21 protein-coding genes and 1 tRNA gene are annotated in these 21,794 nt (G+C 59.8%); 11 read left to right on the top strand and 11 right to left on the bottom strand.

What is annotated here, in order from left to right:
• Nucleotides 1-348 precede the first annotated feature (348 nt).
• The 3 genes from PH558_RS17420 to PH558_RS17410 form a co-directional block, all read right to left on the bottom strand.
• Entirely contained in the window at nt 349-1,320 is a 972-nt protein-coding gene (locus tag PH558_RS17420) for a porin (RefSeq protein ID WP_285205745.1), read from the bottom strand.
• A 542-nt stretch (nt 1,321-1,862) separates the two neighbouring features.
• Nucleotides 1,863-2,114, bottom strand: a complete 252-nt coding sequence (locus PH558_RS17415; protein WP_285206027.1) for an Atu4866 domain-containing protein — start codon at nt 2,112-2,114, stop codon at nt 1,863-1,865.
• A 68-nt stretch (nt 2,115-2,182) separates the two neighbouring features.
• On the bottom strand, nt 2,183-2,911 hold the full coding sequence (locus PH558_RS17410; protein ID WP_285205744.1) for an SDR family oxidoreductase: 729 nt from the start codon (nt 2,909-2,911) through the stop codon (nt 2,183-2,185).
• Nucleotides 2,912-3,030: 119 nt separating this feature from the next.
• Between PH558_RS17410 and PH558_RS17405 the strand changes: the two genes are divergently transcribed.
• A complete protein-coding gene (locus tag PH558_RS17405; protein ID WP_285205743.1) occupies nt 3,031-3,945 on the top strand; it encodes a LysR family transcriptional regulator in 915 nt (304 codons plus the stop codon).
• A gap of 71 nt (nt 3,946-4,016) precedes the next feature.
• Here the strand turns inward: PH558_RS17405 and PH558_RS17400 are convergent.
• The 3 genes from PH558_RS17400 to PH558_RS17390 all read right to left on the bottom strand — a co-directional run bounded on the left by PH558_RS17400 (nt 4,017) and on the right by PH558_RS17390 (nt 6,711).
• Nucleotides 4,017-4,106, bottom strand: a tRNA-Ser gene (locus tag PH558_RS17400).
• 127 nt (nt 4,107-4,233) lie between these two features.
• The gene (locus PH558_RS17395) at nt 4,234-5,451 is read right to left on the bottom strand and encodes an NAD(P)/FAD-dependent oxidoreductase (RefSeq protein ID WP_285205742.1); all 1,218 of its coding nucleotides are present in this window, start codon (nt 5,449-5,451) and stop codon (nt 4,234-4,236) included.
• Nucleotides 5,452-5,592: 141 nt separating this feature from the next.
• Nucleotides 5,593-6,711 carry a Gfo/Idh/MocA family protein gene (locus PH558_RS17390; protein ID WP_285205741.1) on the bottom strand — a complete coding sequence of 373 codons (1,119 nt, stop codon included), beginning with the start codon at nt 6,709-6,711 and terminating at the stop codon, nt 5,593-5,595.
• Between the two features lie 233 nt (nt 6,712-6,944).
• Between PH558_RS17390 and PH558_RS17385 the strand changes: the two genes are divergently transcribed.
• The 5 genes from PH558_RS17385 to iolB all read left to right on the top strand — a co-directional run bounded on the left by PH558_RS17385 (nt 6,945) and on the right by iolB (nt 13,761).
• Nucleotides 6,945-7,817, top strand: coding sequence for a MurR/RpiR family transcriptional regulator (locus tag PH558_RS17385; protein WP_285205740.1), 873 nt, complete (start codon nt 6,945-6,947; stop codon nt 7,815-7,817).
• 178 nt (nt 7,818-7,995) lie between these two features.
• Entirely contained in the window at nt 7,996-9,930 is a 1,935-nt protein-coding gene (locus PH558_RS17380; protein WP_285205739.1) for a bifunctional 5-dehydro-2-deoxygluconokinase/5-dehydro-2-deoxyphosphogluconate aldolase, read from the top strand.
• Nucleotides 9,931-10,055: 125 nt separating this feature from the next.
• Nucleotides 10,056-11,906, top strand: coding sequence for a 3D-(3,5/4)-trihydroxycyclohexane-1,2-dione acylhydrolase (decyclizing) (gene iolD / locus PH558_RS17375; RefSeq protein ID WP_285205738.1), 1,851 nt, complete (start codon nt 10,056-10,058; stop codon nt 11,904-11,906).
• Nucleotides 11,907-11,972: 66 nt separating this feature from the next.
• A complete protein-coding gene (iolE, locus tag PH558_RS17370) occupies nt 11,973-12,890 on the top strand; it encodes a myo-inosose-2 dehydratase (protein WP_285205737.1) in 918 nt (305 codons plus the stop codon).
• A gap of 73 nt (nt 12,891-12,963) precedes the next feature.
• Nucleotides 12,964-13,761 (top strand): 5-deoxy-glucuronate isomerase, encoded by a 798-nt coding sequence (iolB, locus tag PH558_RS17365; RefSeq protein ID WP_285205736.1) that lies wholly within the window; start codon nt 12,964-12,966, stop codon nt 13,759-13,761.
• A gap of 63 nt (nt 13,762-13,824) precedes the next feature.
• Here iolB and PH558_RS17360 read toward each other — a convergent pair whose 3' ends face one another.
• Both PH558_RS17360 and PH558_RS17355 read right to left on the bottom strand, forming a co-directional pair.
• The gene (locus tag PH558_RS17360) at nt 13,825-15,192 is read right to left on the bottom strand and encodes an MATE family efflux transporter (protein WP_095434343.1); all 1,368 of its coding nucleotides are present in this window, start codon (nt 15,190-15,192) and stop codon (nt 13,825-13,827) included.
• 65 nt (nt 15,193-15,257) lie between these two features.
• A complete protein-coding gene (locus tag PH558_RS17355; protein ID WP_095434342.1) occupies nt 15,258-15,692 on the bottom strand; it encodes a glyoxalase superfamily protein in 435 nt (144 codons plus the stop codon).
• Nucleotides 15,693-16,002: 310 nt separating this feature from the next.
• On the opposite strand from PH558_RS17355, the gene PH558_RS17350 reads away from it, so the two are divergent.
• Nucleotides 16,003-16,401, top strand: coding sequence for a PilZ domain-containing protein (locus PH558_RS17350; protein ID WP_173002491.1), 399 nt, complete (start codon nt 16,003-16,005; stop codon nt 16,399-16,401).
• 16 nt (nt 16,402-16,417) lie between these two features.
• On the opposite strand, the gene PH558_RS17345 is transcribed toward PH558_RS17350, so the two are convergent.
• Nucleotides 16,418-17,326, bottom strand: coding sequence for an AraC family transcriptional regulator (locus PH558_RS17345; RefSeq protein WP_285205735.1), 909 nt, complete (start codon nt 17,324-17,326; stop codon nt 16,418-16,420).
• 97 nt (nt 17,327-17,423) lie between these two features.
• Between PH558_RS17345 and PH558_RS17340 the strand changes: the two genes are divergently transcribed.
• The gene (locus tag PH558_RS17340) at nt 17,424-18,176 is read left to right on the top strand and encodes an SDR family oxidoreductase (RefSeq protein WP_285205734.1); all 753 of its coding nucleotides are present in this window, start codon (nt 17,424-17,426) and stop codon (nt 18,174-18,176) included.
• 125 nt (nt 18,177-18,301) lie between these two features.
• Here PH558_RS17340 and purN read toward each other — a convergent pair whose 3' ends face one another.
• A complete protein-coding gene (gene purN, locus PH558_RS17335) occupies nt 18,302-19,081 on the bottom strand; it encodes a phosphoribosylglycinamide formyltransferase (protein ID WP_285205733.1) in 780 nt (259 codons plus the stop codon).
• On the opposite strand from purN, the gene PH558_RS17330 reads away from it, so the two are divergent.
• Nucleotides 19,080-20,192: a pyridoxal phosphate-dependent aminotransferase gene (locus tag PH558_RS17330; RefSeq protein WP_285205732.1), complete on the top strand. Its 1,113-nt coding sequence runs from the start codon at nt 19,080-19,082 to the stop codon at nt 20,190-20,192. The two genes, purN and PH558_RS17330, sit on opposite strands and share 2 nt — an antisense overlap.
• A gap of 134 nt (nt 20,193-20,326) precedes the next feature.
• Here PH558_RS17330 and PH558_RS17325 read toward each other — a convergent pair whose 3' ends face one another.
• The gene (locus PH558_RS17325; protein WP_015339268.1) at nt 20,327-20,590 is read right to left on the bottom strand and encodes a sel1 repeat family protein; all 264 of its coding nucleotides are present in this window, start codon (nt 20,588-20,590) and stop codon (nt 20,327-20,329) included.
• A gap of 463 nt (nt 20,591-21,053) precedes the next feature.
• Here PH558_RS17325 and PH558_RS17320 point away from each other — a divergent pair, with 463 nt between their 5' ends.
• Both PH558_RS17320 and PH558_RS17315 read left to right on the top strand, forming a co-directional pair.
• Nucleotides 21,054-21,392, top strand: coding sequence for a DUF2147 domain-containing protein (locus tag PH558_RS17320; protein ID WP_183811594.1), 339 nt, complete (start codon nt 21,054-21,056; stop codon nt 21,390-21,392).
• A gap of 203 nt (nt 21,393-21,595) precedes the next feature.
• Nucleotides 21,596-21,772 (top strand): hypothetical protein, encoded by a 177-nt coding sequence (locus PH558_RS17315; RefSeq protein WP_168192547.1) that lies wholly within the window; start codon nt 21,596-21,598, stop codon nt 21,770-21,772.
• Nucleotides 21,773-21,794: the final 22 nt, after the last annotated feature.

The raw sequence follows: 21,794 nt of genomic DNA, 5'->3' as shown, positions 1-21,794 counted from the left end.
CTGGGAGAACCAAGACGCTAAGTCTCGCTTCCGATTTGGAACCTACAGATCGTTTTTTTCAGAGCAATATCAGAGATAAACTATGAACAATTGTGACGGTAGTTTCAAACGAGTGCGTTGCACAAAAATCACGTCGCAAAACTGTCATACTACCGACACGTTAGCAGCCGAAAACTACTTCAGATTACTTGAAATAAATGCGCAAGCACGGGTCGATCGCGCCGAAAAAGAGCATAGAGCGCTCTCAAGACTGAATTCTAATTGTCGATATTCTCAAATAAAGAAAGCCCAGCTATTTGCCGGGCTTTCCCTCATCGTAGTGAACAATCTTAAATGACCGAGGTCAGATCAGATTAGAAGCTGGTTCCACTTGACGTTGGTGGTTGCGGCAAAGATCTTGGAGTCGGTATAGGCGAGCTGGAGGTTCCACTTCAGCTTTTCGTTGATCGGAACGCCAACGCCGCCCCAGACAGCCCAGTCACCCCAGCCGATACCGGCAGCATCGCCAGCGCCGTTCGAACCAGCATACTTGTTGAGCTTGTCGCCATCGGTGTTCCAGCCGCCCATCAAGAAGGCCGAGAATGCGCCGAAGTCGGCGTCAACACGAGCCTTGACAGCGCCTTCTTCAACGATCGAGTCGTAACCGCCGACGACCTTGAAGCCCCATGCGCCGGCCTTGTAGCCAACACCTGCGACAACGTCAGGAGCGTAGTGGTCGGAGCTGTCTTCGCCGTTGGAACCAGTAGCACCAACGCCAGAGTTGCTGTCTTCGAGCGAGATCACAGCCGTGAAGCCGTTGCCGGCGTCGTAGTTGTAGGTGATCTGGTTCAGTTCGTACGGGCCGTCGTAGACCACGTCGTCGTTGATGACGTCGCCGGCGTAGCCGGTGAAGACGTTGAACTGCGAGTCCGTCTTACCAACCGTGAAGCCGCCGAGGCTGATGTAAGCCCACAGCAGGTTGGTCTTGGTGGTGTTGCCGTCGTTCCAGTCCCAACGGATGATGGTTTCGGTCTTCAGCGGACCGTATTCGGTGTCGGTCGCGGTGTTGACGTTCAACTCAGCGCGGGTATGCCAGAGCGTGCCCAGACGAGAGTTCGGATTGTAGGCGTCGTACCACTGACCTTCGGTACGAACCTTACCGCCAATCTTGAGGCAGGTTTCCGTGCCCGGAATGAAGAAGTAACCAGCACCGAATGCATCGCAGATACGGACGTATTCGAGCGGCTCCGGCTCAGCAGCGACGATAGCGTCAGCCGCATGAGCACCGGATACTGCTACGAGTGCAGCAGCGGAGCCGAGAAGAAGGCTCTTGATGTTCATATTGACCTCCAGTCAAAGTTTTATCTCGAGAATGAGAACTACCCGAAGGTATTCCCTGTCCCATCCTCGTGTTTCAAGAAGTGGACGATCAATCGCCCTCGCTTCCGAGAGTGAAAATACAAGACGTGCACTGTCACGCAATCGACATTTTCGCGGAACAGGGGATTTGCGTAAGCCTTCCGCAAGGCCTGTTGCCGAAAGGACACAAGTCAGCAACACGGCGGCCGCAATTATTTAGACTTCATTAAGAAACTCCTTAATCTACCGGCACTTACGCGCGCGGTGAAAATGGTCCCCGCTGATTGGAAAAAGGCATTCGAATGGCCTTTCCATGGCTAACCGGCGGATTTTGCTGGGTTTGGTAAGCTCTGTATGACGCTTGCCTCGCCGACCCACCCAGGATCGACAGCCACTGGCGGGCCCGGCCCTCGTCCCAAAACGACGCAAGGACGTGGGTGATTCCTTGAAATGGCCGATTCGACTGCGACGTGTAGGCATCGAGCAAGGCCAAGCCGCCAATGACCAGATATCGCCCTACACCGTCATTTCCTTCGATAGAGAATCATTCCGGCGTGATGGAGCACGCCATCGATGAAATCGCCATCGGCGGTGAAACCGGTATCGTCCCAATAGTCGATATGATCGCGCGTCACCACGTAGCGCCCCTGATAGGCACGCTCACGGCTTCCCCGCGCTTCGATATATCGGCCGTTTGGCAGGAGTTCATGACGGATATGATTGTCGGCCGTCGTCCACATGCCGACGTAAGCATGTATCGGTGTCTTCATTTCGATTCGATCCTCGGAAAGTGCGGGCGGCGCGAATACGACGCCGGCCAGGGCGAGAGCAAAGAGACCACGAATCAATGTGCCGCCCGCGTCGGGCGAACGACGATCTCATTGACATCGACATCATCGGGCTGCTCGACGGCGAAGCGTACCGCCCGACCGATGGCGTCGGGGGTCAGCGCAACGGCCCGATAGGACTTCATCGCTTCGGCCGCCGCCGGGTCCGTGATCATGTCGGCCAGCTCGCTCTCGACGACGCCCGGATGGATGCAGGTGACCCGGATATCGCGGCATTCCTGGCGCAGCCCGTCGGAGATTGCCCGAACGGCATACTTGGTCGCGCAATAGACGGCGGCGGTCGGAGAAACCGCCAGCGCGCCGATCGAAGCGATATTGATGATGTGGCCGGCGCCGCGTGCCGCCATTTCCGGCAGCACCGCCGCAATGCCGTGAAGCACCCCCTTGATGTTGACGTCGACCATTCTGTCCCATTCCTCGACCTTCATCGAAGCCATCAAGGAAAGCGGCATGATGCCGGCGTTGTTAACGATTACATCGACGCCTCCCCAGGCCAGGCGTGCGGCCTGTGCAAAGGCAGCTACGTCAGCCCTGTCGGTGACATCGAGCCGGCGGGTCATGACCGTGCCGCCCTTTTCGCGAATCTCGGCCGCCAATGCTTCCAATCTGTCGATGCGCCTGGCGCCGAGCATGACCCTTGCGCCGGCAGAAGCGAGTTCGCGGGCGATGCCAGCACCAATGCCGCTGGAGGCGCCCGTGATGAGAATGATTTTATCGATAGGCATGCGATCACTCCTTCTTGTGTGAACGGCTCTCTTCCAGAACCGAACGTGAGGAGGATACAAAGCTTCATTGTCGTGATAAGCCATCCATTCAGTGACAGCTTGGAAAGCAGTAGTTACCAATGTGGCCCGATCTTAACGCTCTCTCCGTCTTCATCCTCGTCGCTCAGGAGCGCAATTTTCGCGCTGCTGCCGATAGGCTCGGCGTCACCCGCTCGGCAGTCAGCCAGACGATCCGGCGATTGGAGGAGAGCCTGGGCATCGCGCTGCTGCAGCGCACAACCCGCAGCGTCAGCCTGACCGAGGCTGGCGAACGGCTTTATGCGGACGTGGAGCCGGCAGTCTCGGACATACGCACCGCTATGGAAAAGACGGAGACTTTGCGCACCCGACCTCGCGGTCAATTACGGCTTGCCGTCTCGTCGATCGCGGAGCGTTTTCTCGCCGGCGACTTTCTCGCAGGCTTTGTGGACGCCAATCCCGAGATCCAGCTCGACATTACCGTGACCGACGAGGAATTCGACATCGTATCGGAAGGCTACGACGCAGGCGTCCGGCTTGGCGAAGTCATCGAGCAGGACATGATTGCCGTACCGGTCGCCGGCAACGAGCGGCAATTGGCCGTCTGTTCCCCGGCCTATCGCGACCGATTCGGCATCCCCCGGCATCCGAAAGAACTCTCGATGCATCGATGCATAGGCTGGCGATCCTCACCAAAGGCTGTCCCCTACCGCTGGGAGTTTGCCGAGGAAGGCAAGGAATTCCGGGTGGAGGTCGCACCGGAGGTGACGACGAATGATATGGGCGTGATGATCAAGCTGGCTATCGCCGGAGCGGGAATCACCTTCGGGATGGAAGAAAGCTTCCGCACCTTCATCGGCAGAAACGAGCTGATGCCGATCCTTGAGGAATATTGCCCCTATTTTCCGGGCTTCTACCTCTACTATCCCAACCGACGGAACATGGCTCCCAAGCTGCGCGCGCTCATAGCATATCTGAAGCGCTACGAAGGCTTTGCAGGCCGCAATTCTCTATAATATCTGGTTTTGCTGGATTTGGCGGAACCGGCATCGCGGGCCGTCTGCTGATGATGACAATTGAGTCAAAATGGCGGAGAAGATGGGATTCGAACCCACGATACCATTTCTGGTATACTCCCTTAGCAGGGGAGCGCCTTCGACCACTCGGCCACCTCTCCGGTGCGGCCCTGATAGGGCCATTCATTTATGGACGCAAGCGCTTTTTCGCGCTTGTGTACGTTCTTTCTGTGATTCAGCAACAGGCGATTGTCGGCCGAAGCATGCTCCGGCCGATCTGAATTTACATCAAGCCAGCAGCTGCTTCAAATCCGCGGCCGGGTCGGCAAGAACCTCTCTGGACGGACTCGCGCCGGTCTCCAGCAGCTTCTTTCCGGTAACATAGGCCTTTGCATCGTTTATGGCGTCGACCGCGATGAAGCGGCCCTGCTTGAAATACCAGACGGAAGCCGCGCCTTCGCGGGCGCCTGGACGCAGCAGCGTCTCGTCATAGCCCAGATTGAAGCCGGCGATCTGCAGCTTGACGTCATATTGATCCGACCAGAACCACGGCTTCGGATCATAGGCCTTTTCGTTGCCGGCTATGATTCCAGCAGCGGCTTCCGCCTGATCGACGGCGTTCTGCACGGATTCGAGACGGATGCGACCGCCCTCCCAGGGCAATTCCACGCAATCGCCTATGGCGAAGATTGCGGGATCGGAGGTGCGGGCAAACGAATCGACGACAATGCCGTTGCCGACCTCGAGGCCGGCCTCCTTGGCCAGCCTGTCGTTGGGCGCAACGCCGATGCCGACGACGACGAAATCGACATCGATAGTAGACCCGTCGGACAATTCGGCGGCGGCGACATGACCGTTGCGGCCGATGAGCTGCTTCAGCCCGGTCTTTTCGCGAATGATCACATCGTGCTTCTGATGGATGGCCCTGAAAATATCGGCCGTTTCCTTGGCCGCCACCCGCTGCAATATCCGGTCGCCCATCTCGATGAGCGTGACCTCGAGGCCGCGATGACGCGCGACAGCAGCAGCCTCGAGCCCGATATAGCCGCCGCCGATGATGAGCACCCGGCGTCCGGGACGCATCTCGCCGGCAAGAAGATCGGCATCGCGCTTGTCGCGGGCGAGATAGACGCCTTCGAGCGCGCCGCCGACGGAGGGCGGCAGGCGGCGGGGCGTCGAGCCCGTCGCAAGCGCCAGCGTCTCGTAATCCAATCTGGAGCCGTCCTGCATGACGATCTGCTTTGCGGCCCGATCGATCTGCTCCACCCACGTCGACACACGGATATCGACATTATTATCGGCATACCAATGTTCAGGCCGGAATAGCAGACGATCGAAAGTCATCTCGCCCAGCAGATACTTCTTGGTCAGTGGCGGTCGCTGATAGGGAAGGTTCTCTTCGGCACCGACGATGGTGATCGGCCGCGAATCACCCAACCCGCGCAATTTGGCAGCGAGCGCGAAACCCGCCTGCCCGGCCCCGATAATGACCAATCTGCCCGTCACGATCCGTACTCCATTGTTATTATGGCCGCCTTCCGTGCACGCGGAAGGTTGCCTATGGACTTCAGGGGTAACGCCTGCATCCGCAAGCGTCAATCACGGCTGACCCTGCGCACCGGATCGGGAGAAAATTAGGCCGAACGCTCAGCTTGATATTTCGACCCAGCGGCGTTCGTGGAAGGATTGGGCCATGGCGTGCACCGCTTTTTCGATGCGCAGGCCGTCTGCGAAAGCCACGACCGACGCAGCTTCGCCCGCTATGGCGCGGATCAGCTCTCGACATTCGATGATCTTCAGATCGTTGAAGCCAAGGCCGTGGCCGGGCGCCGGGATGAAGCGGTCATAGGGCTTGTGCGCGGGCGCGGCCAGCACCTTGCGGAAGCCTTGTTCGCTGTCCCTGCCCTCGGCCTGATAGAGCTCGAATTCATTCATACGCTCCTGGTCATAGGAGATCGAACCCTTGGAACCGAAGATTTGTAGGGCAATCCGGCCCTTGCGGCCCCAAGCCGAGCGGTTGGCCATGAGAACAGCGGAAATGCCGCCGCCAAGGCGCATCAGCACATTGGCAAGATCATGGTTTTCGACAGCACGGCTGCCGCCATCCTTCAACGGCCGTTCGGCATAGGGCTTCACCATGTCGGTGATCACGGCCTCGACATGGCCGAAGAGGAACCAGAGCAGCGAAAGCGGATGCACGGCGAAATCATCGAGAGCGCCATAGCCGGAGGCAAGCTCGCTCTTCCAATAGAATAGACCGTTCGGATCGGCCATGAAGTCCTCGTCCATCTCGACGCGGACGTGATTGACCGTACCGATCGCGCCTTCTGCAATCAGCGCCTTGATGTGCCGCATCACCGGGTTCTGGATATAATTGTAGCCGAGGATAGCGACTTTGCCCGAAACCTTGGCTGCAGCCAGCATGCGTTCGGCATCGCCATAAGCGGGCGCCATCGGCTTCTCGCACCAGACGTGCTTGCCAGCTTCAAGGGCTGCGATCGCCATTTCCGAGTGGAACTGGTTGGGGGTAGTGACCGAGACGACGTCGACATCCGGGTCTGCGATCAGCTCCCGCCAGTCGGCCGTTGCCTTTTCGAAGCCGAACTCGTCCCCGCGTGCCTTTGCCAGATCGGCATTGGCTTCGGCGAGATGCACCAGGCGGGGCCGCGCGACATCACCGAATACTGTTTTGACCGCATTCCATGCCAGCGCATGGCATTTGCCCATATAACCGGTGCCGATCAATCCAACGCCCAACGGCTTCATTTGCCCTTCCTCCTCAAATCCGCTCCCGAAGTCGCGCGATTTTTGGAATATTTAGACCGTTTTGACAAGCGCACTCATGGCATCGGCATCTTTTCCGCCGGCAAGAATTCATATTTATTTATGTAGAATCATAAACTTAAAATTATTCGTGCCGAACAATTCAAAATCCGGTATCGTTAGAAATATGGAACGTTTGTTTCATTACGGGCATTGGGGGAGCTGAAGGACGGTGCATGGACAACAATATCGAGACGCAGACCAAGGTACCACGCGACTTCGAAAGCCTGCGCAGCACCATCATAGAGCGCAAGAATGCCATGCCGAAGCGATTGGCCCAGGTTGCCGCCTTTGCGCTCGGCAATCCCGATGAGATCGCCTTCGGCACGACAGCCAGCATTGCCGCAGCCGCCGAAGTTCAACCCTCCACGCTGGTGCGCCTTGCCCATCACCTCGGCTATGAGGGCTTTTCCGATCTTCAGAGTATCTTTCGCGAACGGCTGCGCGACCGGACGCTGAGTTATGAGGAGCGGCTGGTGACGCTCGAACGCTCCGGGGTAGAGAACGAGGAGGCCAGCATCCTCTCCGGCTTCCTCTCTGCGGCGAGCCAATCCGTCAACAAGCTCGCCGCAACCATCGAGACCGACACCTTCGCCAAAGCCGTCGACGTGCTTGCAGCGGCCGAGACGATCTATCTGATCGCCAAGCGCCGCTCCTATCCGCTGACGGCACATATGACCTATGCCTTTTCCAAGCTGAACATACGTCACCAGATCGTCGCCTCGCCGAACGGCATCGACGGCGAGATCACCCGCTTCGCCACGGAGAAGGACGCCGCCATCGCCGCAAGCTTTTCGCCCTATGCCGCCGATAGCCTGGCGCAGGCGCAGGATCTCGCCTCGCGCAACGTCCCGGTCATTGCCATTACCGATTCGGCTTTTTCGCCGCTTACCGCTTGCGCGGGCTACTGGTTTGAAGTGGCGGAAGCCGATTTTGCCGGTTTCCGCTCGCTGTCGGCATCGATGGCGCTGATCATGGCCTTTCCGGTTGCCATTGCCGAGCGCCGGCGAAAAGCTGCGACAAAAGCCGATAAAACGAAAATGGAATAAACATTCCGAATTGACAAAATCTCGGAACCAATGTTTCACTACAACCAGATCACGGCTGCGGGAGATGGCCGCCAGATCCATAGCAACCGGGACGAAACGAACACCGGCACTTTCAATAACGCATGATCTCGGCGCAGGCTGAAGAGCAAAAGAGGTCATGCCTCGACGGGAGGACATCATGGCACACGACAATCCTGGCGCGGAGCCGGAAGCAAAACTCGATGTGATCACCATCGGCCGCTCCTCCGTCGACCTTTATGGTCAGCAGATCGGCTCGAAGCTCGAAGATATCGCCTCTTTCGCCAAGTCGGTCGGCGGCTGCCCGGCCAATATCGCCATCGGCACCGCGCGGCTCGGCCTGAAATCCGGCCTTATCACTCGCGTCGGCGACGAGCAGATGGGCCGCTTCATCCGCGAGCAGACAGCCCGCGAAGATGTGGCTATCGACGGGATCGCGACGGACAAGGAGCGCCTGACGGCGCTGGTGCTGCTGGCGGTCGAGGCCGAAGGCGTCTCGCCGATGATCTTCTATCGGTCCGATTGCGCCGACATGGCGCTGAACGAAGACGATATCGACGAAGGCTTTATCAAGTCCTCGGGCGCCGTTCTGGTCTCCGGCACGCATTTCTCCAAGCCCAATACCGAGGCGGCACAGCGCAAGGCGATCCGCATCGCCAAGGCGAACGGCCGCAAGGTGATCTTCGATATCGATTACCGGCCGAACCTCTGGGGCCTCGCCGGCCACGCCGAAGGTTTCGAGCGCTATGTGAAGTCGGAACGCGTGTCCTCCAAAATGAAGGAGACGCTGCCGGATTGCGACCTGATCGTCGGCACGGAAGAAGAGATCATGATCGCCTCCGGTGCCGACGACGTACTCGGCGCGCTCAAGGAAATCCGCCGTCTTTCGTCCGCCGTCATCGTGCTGAAGCGCGGCGCCATGGGCTGCATCGTCTATGAAGGCCCGATTTCCGACGATCTGGAAGCCGGCATCGTCGGCCAGGGCTTCCCGATCGAAGTCTTCAACGTTCTCGGCGCTGGCGATGCCTTCATGTCCGGCTTCCTGCGTGGCTATCTGCGCGGCGAACCCTTGAAGACCTGTGCCACCTGGGCGAATGCCTGCGGCGCCTTCGCCGTTTCCCGCCTGCTCTGCTCGCCGGAATATCCGACCTGGACGGAGCTCGATTTCTTCCTGAAGACGGGCAGCAAGCATAGGGCACTGCGCAAGGACGAGGCGATCAACCACATCCATTGGGCGACGACGCGCCGCAGCGACGAAATCCCACTGCTGATGGCGCTTGCGATCGACCATCGTTCGCAACTCGTCAGTGTCTGCGATGAACTGGGCATCGGCCATGACAAGATCGTCGCTTTCAAACGGCTTGCCGTCGAGGCGGCGGCGCGGGTGGCCGATGGCCGCCCCGGCTACGGCATGCTGATCGATGAACGCTTCGGGCGGGACGCCTTCTTCGATGCCGCCACCAAGAACTTCTCCTGGATCGGCCGCCCTGTAGAATTGCCGGGATCGAAGCCGCTGAAATTCGAGTTCAGCCAGGACATCGGCTCCCAGCTCGTCGAATGGCCGCTCAACCATTGCATCAAATGCCTGTGCTTCTATCACCCAGACGATCCGCAAGATTTGAAGGCAGAGCAGCAGGAGAAGCTGCGGACACTGTTCGAGGCTGCGCGCAAGGTTGGCCGCGAACTGCTGGTGGAAATCATCGCCAGCAAGAACGGACCGCTGACCGACGACACGATCCCGACTGCGATGGAAGAGCTCTATGCGCTCGGAATCAAGCCGGACTGGTGGAAGCTGGAGCCGCAGGAATCGGCGGCTGCATGGAAAAAAATCGATGCCGTGATCGCCAAAAATGATCCATGGTGCCGCGGTATCGTACTGCTCGGCCTGGAGGCGCCGGCGGAGGAATTGATCCGCAGCTTCGAGGCGACGCTGGCGGCGCCCTCAGTTAAGGGCTTCGCCGTTGGGCGGACCATCTTCTCCGATGCGGCCCGCGCTTGGCTCTCGGGCGGCATGAACGACGAGGAAGCGGTTGCCGACATGGCCGGCCGCTTCCAGCAACTGACGGCGGCGTGGCTCAAAACGCGCGGCCGGTGAAATTCCAGAGCGGTTCAGTTTTTCACAAAACCTTGCACCGCTCTATCACTTTGGTTCCGGCAATTCCGGATGGAAAATCGCTATGCATTTTTCCTGGAATTGCTTTAGCATTTGGGAGGCGCCCGATGGGCAAGACGATCCGATTGACGATGGCGCAGGCCGTCGCGCATTTCCTCAAGAAACAGATGACCATCATCGACGGGCAGAAGCAGCCGATTTTCGGCGGCGTCTGGGCGATCTTCGGTCACGGCAATGTCGCGGGCATCGGCGAGGCGCTCTATCAGGTGCGCGAGGAGCTGCCGACCTTCCGCGCCCACAATGAGCAGGGCATGGCCCATGCCGCCATCGCCTATGCCAAGGCGAGCTTCCGTCAGCGCTTCATGGCCTGCACGACCTCTATCGGCCCCGGCGCGCTGAATATGGTGACTGCCGCCGGCGTTGCGCATGTCAACCGTATTCCGGTTCTCTTCCTGCCAGGCGACGTCTTTGCCAACCGCGCGCCCGATCCGGTGCTGCAGCAGATCGAGGATTTCGGCGACGGCACTGTTTCCGCCAATGACGCCTTCCGCCCGGTCTCCCGCTATTTCGACCGCATCACGCGGCCGGAACAGATCATGACAGCGCTGAAGCGTGCCATGCAGGTGCTGACCGATCCCCTCGATTGCGGCCCGGTGACCCTCTCGCTGTGCCAGGACGTACAGGCCGAAGCCTATGATTATCCCGAAAGCTTTTTCGAAGAGCATGTCTGGACCCAGCGCCGACCGCAGCCGGATGCCGACGAACTCGCCAGCGCCATCTCGCTGATCCGTCGTTCGGAAAAGCCCGTCATTCTCGCCGGCGGCGGCGTGCTCTATTCGCAGGCGACGAAGGAACTCGCCGCTTTCGCCGAAGCCCATGATATTCCCGTCGTTGTCACGCAGGCCGGCAAATCGGCCATCGACGAGACGCATCCCCTAGCACTCGGCTCGGTCGGCGTGACAGGCACTTCGGCCGCCAATGCCATCGCCGAGGATACCGATCTGGTGATCGCCGTCGGCACACGCTGCCAGGATTTCACCACCGGCTCCTGGGCGCTGTTCAAGAACGAGAAGCTGGCCATGATCGGCCTCAATATTGCGGCCTATGACGCGCTGAAACACAACAGTCACCCACTGGTGACAGATGCGCGCGAAGGGCTGAAGGCGCTTTCCGCCGGCCTGACCGGCTGGCGCGCGCCGGCATCGCTTGCTGAAAAGGCGACACGGGAAAAGAAGGTCTGGATGGAAGCCGCCGCCAAGGCAATGGCGACCACGAACGCTGCGCTGCCCTCCGACGCCCAGGTCATCGGCGCGGTAACGCGCACGCTCGGCGGCAAGGACAGCATTCTGGTCTGCGCAGCTGGCGGCCTGCCCGGCGAATTGCACAAGCTCTGGCCGGCGACCGCACCTGGCAGCTACCACATGGAATATGGCTTCTCCTGCATGGGTTACGAGATCGCCGGCGGCCTTGGCGTCAAGATGGCGCGGCCGGAGAAGGATGTCGTCGTCATGGTCGGCGACGGCTCCTATATGATGCTGAATTCCGAACTGGCGACATCAGTCATGCTCGGCCTGAAGATCACGGTCGTTCTCCTCGACAACCGCGGCTATGGCTGCATCAATCGCCTGCAGATGGCGACCGGCGGCGCGAACTTCAACAATCTCTTGAAGGATGCCCGCTACGAGGTCATGCCGGAAATCGATTTCCGAGCGCATGCAGCCAGCATGGGCGCGATAGCCGTAAAGGTCTCGTCTATCACCGAGCTCGAACGGGCCATCGAAGCCTCGAAGAAGAACGACCGCAGCTCGGTCATCGTCATCGACACTGATCCGCTGATCACGACGAATGAAGGCGGCCATTGGTGGGATGTCGCCGTTCCCGAGGTCAGTCCGCGCGCCGAGGTCAACAGGGCCCGCGCGGCTTACGAACAAGCCCGCGCCGCCCAGCGCATCGGCTGATCCATTTCCGTCCTACTTCTGGAGGAGCTTTCGGCTCCTCCAATCGTGTTTTCAAGGAGACTATCGATGAAGGCCAAACTCGGCATGTCGCCCATCGCCTGGTGGAACGACGATCTTCCGGAGCTCAGCGACGACGTATCTCTGGAAGAATGCCTACGCCAGTCGCGCGGCGCGGGTTTCACCGGCATGGAACAGGGCCGGCGCTTCCCGAGCAACCCTGATGAGATGCTGCCGATCCTGCGCGCCGCCGACGTGACGCTCTGCGGCGGCTGGTTCTCCGGCACGCTGGTCAACGAGGAGCTTGCCGCCAACAAGGATCGCATCGCGCCGATGATCGAGCTGTTCAAGGCCGTCAGCGCGCCTTGCATCGTCTACGGCGAAGTCGGCCGCTCCATCCAGGGCGATCGCTCCAAGCCGCTCGCCACCAAGCCGCGTCTTTCGGACGACGAGATGAAGGCCTATGCCCGCCGTGTCACCGAGTTCGGCGAATGGTGTGCCGACCAAGGCATGCCGCTCTCCTATCACCATCATATGGCAGCCGTGGTCGAAACCGAGCCGGAACTCGATGCCTTCATGCGCAATTCCGGCGAAGGCATTCCGCTGCTGCTCGATGCCGGTCACCTCGCCTTTGCCGGCGGCGACGTGCTGCGCGCCATCGACAACCACCACGCCCGCATCAACCATGTCCACGTCAAGGATATCCGCAAGTCGGTCGTCGACGGGCTGGATCGCAGCCGGCAGTCCTTCCTCGATGCCGTCGCGCTCGGCGCGTTCACGGTACCGGGCGACGGTTCGCTCGACTTCGGCGCCATCGTCAAGCGTTTTGCGCATTACGGCTATGAGGGCTGGTTCGTGGTCGAAGCTGAACAGGATCCGCGCAAGGCGCCGCCGCAGAAGATGGCCGAGATCGGCCATGCCGAGCTGATGCGCGTCATGACGGCCGCAGGCTACACGGTGGAAACAGAAGGCTTTCCCAAGGGATAACGGAAGATGAGCCCCTCTCTCCTGCGTCACAAGTTGGCGAGGGGCACACTCCCAAGCAATGGAGGAAGAACCCATGCCCAATCTCAAGGTCAAACCTGACGGCTCTCATGGCCGCGTCACCCATGTCACGCCCGAAAGCGCCGGCTGGACCTATGTCGGCTTCGATCTCCACCGCCTGAAGCCGGGCGAAACCGCTTCGGCCGAGACGGGCGACCGCGAAGTCTGCCTCGTCTGGGTCAGTGGCAAGGGAAGCGCCAAGGCGGGTGCAAAGGATTTCGGCTCGCTCGGAGGGCGCATGAGCCCCTTCGAGGGCGCGCCTCACGCGCTCTATATTCCGGCAGGCTCGATCTGGTCGGTGACCGCCGAGACCGATCTGGAACTGGCCGTCTGCTCGGCACCGGGCGGCGGCTCCTATGAAGCCCGCGCCATTCCGCCGGGCACGCATCCGGCGCTGACGCGCGGCAAGGGCACCAATGTCCGCTACGTCAACAACATCATGCCGGAAGACGATGGCGCGGCGCATTCGCTGCTCGTCGTCGAAGTGATCACGCCGGGCGGGCACACCTCGTCCTATCCGCCGCACAAGCACGATCGGGACAATCTCCCGAACGAGAGCTTCCTGGAGGAAACCTATTACCATCGCCTCAACCCGCCGCAGGGCTTCGGCTTCCAGCGCGTCTATACAGACGATCGGTCGCTCGATGAAGTCATGGTTCTGGAGGATGGCGACGTGACGCTGGTGCCGAAGGGGTATCACCCTTGCGCCGCCTGCCACGGCTACGATCTATATTATCTCAACGTCATGGCCGGCCCGAAGCGCATCTGGAAATTCCACAATGCCACGGAGCACGAGTGGCTGCTGAAGTCCTGAATAACGCCTGACATCGATTCATAGTTGAAAAGGCCGCGCCCGAAAGTGCGGCCTTTTCCATTCTTACGCCGGCAACAGGCCGTAGCGCCATTTCCGATCCCTGGCATTGCGCGACAACACCAGCCAGGTCAGCAGGATCATCCCCATCTCCGCGAAGATCGGTGTCATCCAGATCCCCCGTTCGCCGAAGACGAGCGGCAATAGGAATGTCAGCGGCAGGGTGAACAGATAGGACCGTGACAGACCGAAGATCGCGCCTCGCTTCGCATCACCGATCGACTGGAAATAGGACGACAGGATGATCGCCTGGCCGAAGAGGAAGTAGGCGCCGATCGTCCAGGGCAGAATACGGCCCACTTCCGCGACGATCACAGGATCGGCCACGAAGATCGATCCCAGATGTCCCGCCAGCAGCTCAACGATCAACTCGACCGCGGCGCAATAGACCAAAGCCGAGATCAGGGCGATCAGGACGCTATGACCGACGCGCGCCGGAAGGGCCGCGCCGTGATTGTGACCCGATATCGTCTGCAGCGCGATGCTCAAGCCGAGAAGCGGCAGATAGGCGAAGGTCATAACGCGGGTCACGATCCCGTAGGCGCCGACGGTCGCGACATAATCCCCTTGGTGCCAGATCGACACGTTGAAGAGGATGGCCGCCGAGCTTAGCGAAATGCCGATGAAGCCAAGGCTCATCGGCGCGCCGAAGGCAAAGATGCCGCGCCACTCGCGAACATGCAGCGTCATGTCGACCCAAAGCCCATTCGGCCGACGCAGGCGATAGATGACGACGATTGCCAGGCAGATGAATTGCGCCAGGACCGAGCCGCCTGCGGAGCCGACCACACCCCATTGGGCGACGGCCATCAGCAGCCAGTTTGCCAGAATGTTGAGCAGCGTCGAGGCAAGCGTCACCAGCGTCATGAAGCCAAGCTTCCCTTCGCAACGCAGCCCGTCGAGATGGATCGAAAGAAAGAAGCTGATCGGCGCGAAAGCGACCATGACACCCATAAACGCTTCGGCGCTGCGGACAACATCGACGTTCCCTGCCGCGGCCACGGTAATGAACTGCCGGCCTGCGAGCCAGTAGATAAGGTTGATCGCCACCACGACGGCGAGTGCCAGCGTATGGGCGCCGGTGAATACCGACCTCGCCCCTTCTCGATTTCCAGCTCCGAGGCGCCGGGCAAGAATGCTCGCCATGCCGTTCGAGACCAGCGTCTGCAGCGCGATCAGCAGCATCAGCGCGGGAAAGATGAGGCTGACGGCTGACAACGCTTCGGCGCCGACGTAGACGCCGAGAAAATAGGCGTCGACGACGGCAAAGAGGCCGCTAACCGTGGTGATGACGATGATCGGCGCGGCTGTCTTGGCAAAGACGCCAGGCAGCCAGCCGGTGAGGAACATGTTGTTTTCGAGTGTGTGCGTCATGATGGTACCCGGACGGAATCGCTCGCGAGCGGCGAAGATAGCGGCGTAACAAGCTGGGATGAAGATTAAAGGTCGAGAACCAGGTGCGGCAGGCCGTTCGATGTCCGGCGCGGCGAAATGCCGTCGGCATCGACCTGGGCGTTGATGCGCTGGCGGAATGCCGAGAAGCTCTCGAACTCCACCACATCGACCGGCTCGTCAAAATGGATCGTTATCTTATAGAGCCCGCCCGACTTCGCCGACATCGCCAGAACCTTGCCCGTGAACGGCTTGTTCAGATAGCGTCCGCGCACGGCGGAGCCGACATCGAAGGGCGCATCCGGCCCATCGTTGGGTTTCGCGGCAAGCGCCGACAGCGTGTTCCAGTCACGCAGCCCGTGTTGCTTGGCGATGAGCTCCAGCGCCGTCGAGTGGCTCATATCATTGCCGCGCTCAGCCATCGCCTGACGCAGACGCCGGGCCTGAGCCTTCAATTCATCTATGGACGGATACGTCGTCATAGGATCAGCCTTTGCTAAGGCACGCACTTACGACCGTGAAACGGAGCTCGCATTACCGTCAGTCAGCATGCCCTGAATGGCCGTGACCCAAAACAGCGAGGACTTCACCTTGGATTTTCATCCGCGAGCAGCAGGCGCCTCGAACCGAACCCTCGTATGATCGAAGCCGATGCGCCTGTCAAGATGCGGCCAAATCGGCACAAAAGACGAGCCCGTTAAAATTCTACCAATGCAATTGACGCTTCCGCAAAATCTCCGTGCAAGGTTCATGGAGTAACCGAGATGAATTCGGTCTGTTCTTCAACAGGGAATGACAATGCTTCGCGCAACCCATCTGGCGAAAGTCAAATCCGAAGTCTACGAACGCAGCTGGGAACGGTTCTACGTCCAGAGGCCGGCGCGTCTCGTGGCGGTTCGTCCCTGTCTGACGGGTATTTCCGTACGCAGCGCCGAGATTACCGACATTTCGCGCGGCGGCGCGAGCTTCACCGTGGCCACGACCGTCGGCCTGCCGACTCATTACTATCTGAACATCCTCGGCCTCGCTTACCGCATCGCCTGCGCTGAAACGAGCCGCAATGGCAACCGCGTCCACGTCCGCTTCATCAACCTGATCGAGCCGGAAACGCTTCGCCGCGTCGTGCGTGCCGACTTCATGATCGGCAATGTCGAAGCCCTGGCTGCACGCGGCAAGAGGCGGCCGGTATAAATTCGGCTTCACATCCTCAATCGCTTCGCACCTCCCCGCGGGCATATCGTGCAGGCGGCATACCTGCGTATCGCGCAAAGGCAACACTGAAAGTGCTTGCCGATCCGTAGCCAACGCGTTCAGCTACCTGATCCATGCCCAATTCGCGGCTGCGCAATAGCTGCTTTGCAAGAGCCATGCGCCAAGCCAATAGATATTCCATTGGCGGCAGGCCAACGACGCGGCTGAAACGCGCAAAGAAAGCCGATCGGGACAGAGCCGCTTCGGTCGCAAGATCCGCAACGGTCCAAGGATGGGCAGGACGCGCATGAATCGCGTGAAGTGCTGCGGCCAGGCGCTCATCGGCAAGGCCGCGACTCAAGCTCGACGTGAAGGTTGTTTCCGTGCCGGATCGCAATGCCTCGATCAACAACACCTCCAGCAGCCGTTCCAGCACGAGTTCGCGTGCCGGCCGGCGCTCGCGCGTTTCCTCACCGACCAATTGCATCAACGTCGCAAGTCGGGGCTCGTCACGAACGATAACCACCTCAGGCAAGAGGGAAGTGAGCAAGGCCGCATCCGGAGCACCGAAGCTGCAATGCCCTATACGCATGCGCAGATCCGCCGGCCCTTCGAGGCGGCCGACACGGAAATGGCCGCCACTCAATTGCGTTGGAACCATGGGGGACAGACCGGCCGGTGCGTCGACACTCTCGTTGACAAGGTCGCGCATAGCCGGAACGAGCACGAAATCGCCGGCTCGGAGGATGAAAGGCTGATGTCCTCCAAACGTTACGCGGCAATGCCCCTCAAGGATTGCGCAGTAGAATGGCTCGCCTGTGGCCTCGCGATGAATTCGCCAGGCGCCGGCGCATTCCACCAGCTTCGAAAAGCGGGCGGCCGGCTGCAGCAGCGTGACGATTTCGGCAAGGGGATCGACGGCCATAATCAGGACTAACGCTAAAGAAATGGAGACTATAGCATATATAAAGTCTCTCGCCCGGTCACTACCATGGCCTCATTCCTTTTGTTTGGAGAGGCTCATGTCCACGATATTGATTACCGGTTGCTCGTCTGGCTTCGGCCTGGAGACTGCGAAACTGTTTTTTGAACGAGGGTGGGATGTCATCGCGACAATGCGCACGCCCAAACCCGAGCTGCTACCGGTTTCCGAACGCTTGCGTATTCTCGCGCTCGACGTCACCAATCCGGCAAGCATCGCGGACGCCGTGAAGGCTGCCGGCCCGATAGACGTATTGGTCAACAATGCCGGTTTCGGAGTGCCCTCACCAATCGAACTGACTGCGCCGGAGACGGTGCAGTCGCTGTTCCAGACAAATACGATCGGCACATTGGCGATGGTCCAGGCCGTATTACCCCAGATGCGTCAACGTCGGGCCGGAGTCATCGTCAACGTCACCTCTACGGTGACGGTCAAGACCCTGCCGGTGATTGGGATCTACCGGGCGAGCAAGGCAGCGGTGAACGCCTTCACCGAGTCGCTATCGGTGGAGATGGAGCCATTTGGCGTGCGGGTGCATATTGTCCTGCCAGGCCGGTCGCCGGAAACTCGCTTTGGGGAGAATGCGCGTCCACATTTGCGTGGTCTGGACGATCCGGATTATGCGCCCTTGATCCAGCAATTCATAAAGAATGTGCAGGATGACACCGGCCCCGTGACCTATGCTCCCGACGTAGCGGAGGCAGTGTGGCGGGCAGCCACCGATCCATCCGCCCCGCTGCGAATTCCGGGCGGTGCGGATGCTGAACTCTGGATGGCTGAGGCAAGTTTGTAACCGGAATCGACGACAGCCAAAAAGCTGCTGCCGTTCCGACTCGACCGTGCATTAGAGGGAACACGCAGCCGTCGGCCCCGGGAGCCCGGCCAACGGCTGCGTTCGGCCTTTTATGGACTCTCGTTCTATAACGGCAGGCGCAGCCTGCCTCTTGATATGCGGCGTATGAGATCGATGAAAAGGTCGCATTCCGCGGCCATGACCCGTTGCTCCAGGGAAAGTACGCTATCGTCGGGATGGATTTGAACGGTCGTTGTGGCCACAGTTCTTCCGTGGTCATACTCACCGTCCACAAGGTGGATTGTTGCGCCTGTTTCCGTCTCTCGATTGTCGAGCACGGCTTGGTGAACTCTTCGCCCATACATCCCCGATCCGCCGTATTTGGGTAGCAGCCCCGGATGAACATTCAATATTCGCCCACCAAACGCGGCTAGCGTAAGCGGGCCAAGCTTCTTGAGATAGCCGGATAGGACAACGAGTTCGGCTCCACAGGCGACAAGCGTATCGCGAAGCTGTTTGTCCGCATCAGCTTCCCTGCCCTTCGTCGGAATGTGAAACGAGGGAATACCATTGGCCTCAGCATAGGCTAGTGCTGCGGACGAAGCCCTGTTGCTAACTAGCACGACGGCGGCTGCGTTCAGCGTGTTCGCTCGGATGGCCTCGTTGACCGCCCCAAACGAAGTTCCATTGTTTGATGCAAGAAACGCTATTGCGAGCTTATCCATCAGGGCCTCGTTGATCGATGCTCTCGCAATGACCGAGACTCCTTTTAATGGCAACAGACAAGGATTTTCAATGATTGCGACGACGCGAGCCGAAGGCCGCGTCTTTCCGCCCTTGCAACCACCCGCCAAGCGCCTATTCTGCCGCACCCTGCAACCGAATTCGGGAAACAAAGCCAGCATGTCCGCCTTCTCGCGCTTCACGCCGCTGATCAGCGCCCTTCCCTCCACCGTTCCTTTCGTCGGCCCTGAGGCGCTGGAGCGTCAGCGCGGACTGACGGTCAAAGCCCGTATCGGCGCCAATGAAAGCGGCTTTGGGCCAGCGCCCTCCGTCATCGCAGCCATGCGCGAGCGAGCCGGCGATATCTGGATGTATAACGATCCGGAAAATTACGAATTGAAGCAAGCGCTCGCGGCCCATCTCGGTATCCGGCCGGCCAATATCGCCGTCGGCGAAGGGATCGACAGCCTGCTTGGCCTGATCGCGCGTATGGTGATCGAACCGGGTACGCCCGTCGTCACCTCGCTCGGCGGCTACCCCACCTTCAATTTCCATGTCGCAGGTTTCGGCGGTCGGCTCGTTACCGTGCCCTATGTCGATGATCGCGAAGATCTCAATGGGCTGCTCGAAGCAGTGAAGCGCGAAAACGCACCGCTGGTCTATTTCGCCAATCCCGACAATCCGATGGGCAGCTGGTGGGATGCCGACAAGATCGTTGCCTTTGCCCGTGCGCTGCCGGAAAACTGTCTGCTGATCCTCGACGAAGCCTATAGCGAAACCGGACCTGCCAGTTCGCTGCCCGATATCTCCATGCTGATCGACCTGCCGAATGTCTTGCGCACCCGTACATTCTCCAAAGCTTATGGGCTGGCCGGCGCCCGCGTCGGCTATGTCATCGGCGCGCCCGCGACGGTGCTGACCTTCGACAAGATCCGCAACCATTTCGGCATGAACAGGCTTGCGACCGTGGCGGCGCTCGCAGCGCTGAAGGATCAGGCCTATCTCGCCGAGGTGATCGGTAATATCCGGGCCGCGCGCGAGGAGATCGGCACCATCGCCCGCGACAATGGGCTGCTGCCTCTCGCCTCGGCCACCAACTTCGTCGCCATTGATTGCGGGCGCGACGGCACCTATGCCCGGGCGATCGTCGACGGCTTGATCCAGCACGGCGTCTTCATCCGCATGCCGGGCGTGGCGCCGCTCAACCGCTGCATCCGCGTCAGCGTCGGGCCCAGCCAAGATCTCGATCTCCTGGCCGAGGCGTTGCCGAAGGTCCTGAAGGCGATCGGTTAAGCCTAAAACGACGAAACCGCGCCTGCCTTGTCCCGGCCGGTCACGGTTTCATCATTTCGGCGCTCGCCTCTCCATCGACCGCCGACACCCCTCCTTCGAGATCGGTCAGTAAGTCCGCCTTGTTTGCGGCAGCCTCAGTGCGTGGTCATCCACTCGCGGGCGGCGCGCAGCGCTGCTGCGAGCTGCATTTTGGTCAAGGTCGCGGCGACGTCGGCGCGAAGCTCGGCGGCGCGCTCGCTGCCGCGGATGGCGGCGATATTCAACCATTTGTGGGCAGCAACGAGGTCTGCATTGCAGCCCCTGCCGGTCGCGTAGTTCACGCCCAGTTCGCAAAGGGCATCGGCGCTGTTACCACCCATCATGGCATTTCCAGACATCGGCGTTTCGAAGCGTGCCATTGCTATTATCCCTGTTTGACTTCTGTTCGTATCTGCCCTGTTTTCCGTCCGAACCTTGCCGTCGTTCGCGGCTTTCCGGTTCTTCCGGCCGGCGGGTTTGCCCCGCTCGTTTGATGGCTTCACTATCGCAGACGGCCTTCAAAAAACGCCTAAAATGCATGATTAATTCGATGCAAACAAAGTGCAAATGCTTGGTAAACTTGGGATTTTGTTAAACATGGCTTCCCTTGCAAATTAAGGATTTTCGGGCAGGCTTTACCTTTCGTTAGGATTTGGATTTAAACTCTTTCTTCACCACAAAAAGAGCGCAGTTGAATTCGATGTCGTGTTTCGACGGCGCGCGGATACCCGCTGAAACGGGTATCCGAGCTCCGAAAACCATATTTACCTTTACGTTCGCGTTAGATAATCTCGCGACGTTCCCGGCCATGGAGCCGGATGGCGTCTGGGGAGGAATAAGATTATGATCCGTGCCACCATTCTTGCTGCTGCAATGCTGTTGAGCGCGAGTGCGGCCTTTGCAGAAGAGCCGATCGTCGGCAACTGGAAAACGGTCGCGGGCGATACCGCCGCCATCGCACCCTGCGGCGACAGCTATTGCGTGACCCTGAAGACCGGCAAATATGCCGGCAAGCAGATCGGCAAGATGCAGGGCAAGGGCAACAGCTATACAGGCGAGCTGACCGACCCCTCCGAAGACAAGACCTATAGCGGCTCCGGCACGGTCAGCGGCAACAAGATCAAGATGCAGGGCTGCGTGCTGAAGGTATTCTGCAAGTCGCAGACCTGGACGAAGCTCTAAAGCAGCACCTGCCTGTTCCGGAAAGCACTTGACGTGCCTGCCCGCCCTCGGCTGGCAGGCTCTTTTTATTTGCTGCGGAAGATGCAGGCGCTCTTTCGAAGCTGGTAATATTTATGAACGCCGGATGAACCGGTATCTCAGCACCTGTTCAGCCTGACCATGGCAAAACAGTGTCCAGTATAGGGCACGGGTAGGCCAGGAATATGGACTCGATCATCATCGCGCGGCGCTTCGTTGTTATCATGCTGTTTGCAGCCGTCTTCGCATTCGGCTTTTCGGTTGCGGTCGAGCATGGCGGCCGCAGCGGCGCACAATCGCACTTCGGCGCAAGCTTCACCTGCGTGCAAACTGGTGCGCCTTACTGCACGACAGTGCAATAACGAACGCCTGCGCGTGATCCCC

It is taken from the genome of Rhizobium pantanalense (assembly GCF_030182525.1).
Taxonomy (GTDB): Bacteria; Pseudomonadota; Alphaproteobacteria; order Rhizobiales; family Rhizobiaceae; genus Rhizobium.
Note: the sequence above shows the minus strand (reverse complement) of the source record. Positions and strands in the feature narration are given on the sequence as shown.

Bases quoted from the DNA above. Each gene is read 5' to 3' on its own strand.
- PH558_RS17320 (WP_183811594.1), top strand. From the start codon at position 21,054: ATGATCCGTGCCACCATTCTTGCTGCTGCAATGCTGTTGAGCGCGAGT.
- iolE (WP_285205737.1), top strand. From the start codon at position 11,973: ATGAAGGCCAAACTCGGCATGTCGCCCATCGCCTGGTGGAACGACGAT.
- PH558_RS17385 (WP_285205740.1), top strand. From the start codon at position 6,945: ATGGACAACAATATCGAGACGCAGACCAAGGTACCACGCGACTTCGAA.
- PH558_RS17345 (WP_285205735.1), bottom strand. From the start codon at position 17,326: ATGGCCGTCGATCCCCTTGCCGAAATCGTCACGCTGCTGCAGCCGGCC.
- PH558_RS17410 (WP_285205744.1), bottom strand. From the start codon at position 2,911: ATGCCTATCGATAAAATCATTCTCATCACGGGCGCCTCCAGCGGCATT.
- PH558_RS17355 (WP_095434342.1), bottom strand. From the start codon at position 15,692: ATGACGACGTATCCGTCCATAGATGAATTGAAGGCTCAGGCCCGGCGT.
- PH558_RS17380 (WP_285205739.1), top strand. From the start codon at position 7,996: ATGGCACACGACAATCCTGGCGCGGAGCCGGAAGCAAAACTCGATGTG.
- purN (WP_285205733.1), bottom strand. From the start codon at position 19,081: ATGCTGGCTTTGTTTCCCGAATTCGGTTGCAGGGTGCGGCAGAATAGG.
- PH558_RS17315 (WP_168192547.1), top strand. From the start codon at position 21,596: ATGGACTCGATCATCATCGCGCGGCGCTTCGTTGTTATCATGCTGTTT.
- iolD (WP_285205738.1), top strand. From the start codon at position 10,056: ATGGGCAAGACGATCCGATTGACGATGGCGCAGGCCGTCGCGCATTTC.
- PH558_RS17360 (WP_095434343.1), bottom strand. From the start codon at position 15,192: ATGACGCACACACTCGAAAACAACATGTTCCTCACCGGCTGGCTGCCT.
- PH558_RS17420 (WP_285205745.1), bottom strand. From the start codon at position 1,320: ATGAACATCAAGAGCCTTCTTCTCGGCTCCGCTGCTGCACTCGTAGCA.
- PH558_RS17390 (WP_285205741.1), bottom strand. From the start codon at position 6,711: ATGAAGCCGTTGGGCGTTGGATTGATCGGCACCGGTTATATGGGCAAA.
- PH558_RS17350 (WP_173002491.1), top strand. From the start codon at position 16,003: ATGACAATGCTTCGCGCAACCCATCTGGCGAAAGTCAAATCCGAAGTC.
- PH558_RS17330 (WP_285205732.1), top strand. From the start codon at position 19,080: ATGTCCGCCTTCTCGCGCTTCACGCCGCTGATCAGCGCCCTTCCCTCC.
- PH558_RS17340 (WP_285205734.1), top strand. From the start codon at position 17,424: ATGTCCACGATATTGATTACCGGTTGCTCGTCTGGCTTCGGCCTGGAG.
- PH558_RS17325 (WP_015339268.1), bottom strand. From the start codon at position 20,590: ATGGCACGCTTCGAAACGCCGATGTCTGGAAATGCCATGATGGGTGGT.
- iolB (WP_285205736.1), top strand. From the start codon at position 12,964: ATGCCCAATCTCAAGGTCAAACCTGACGGCTCTCATGGCCGCGTCACC.
- PH558_RS17405 (WP_285205743.1), top strand. From the start codon at position 3,031: ATGTGGCCCGATCTTAACGCTCTCTCCGTCTTCATCCTCGTCGCTCAG.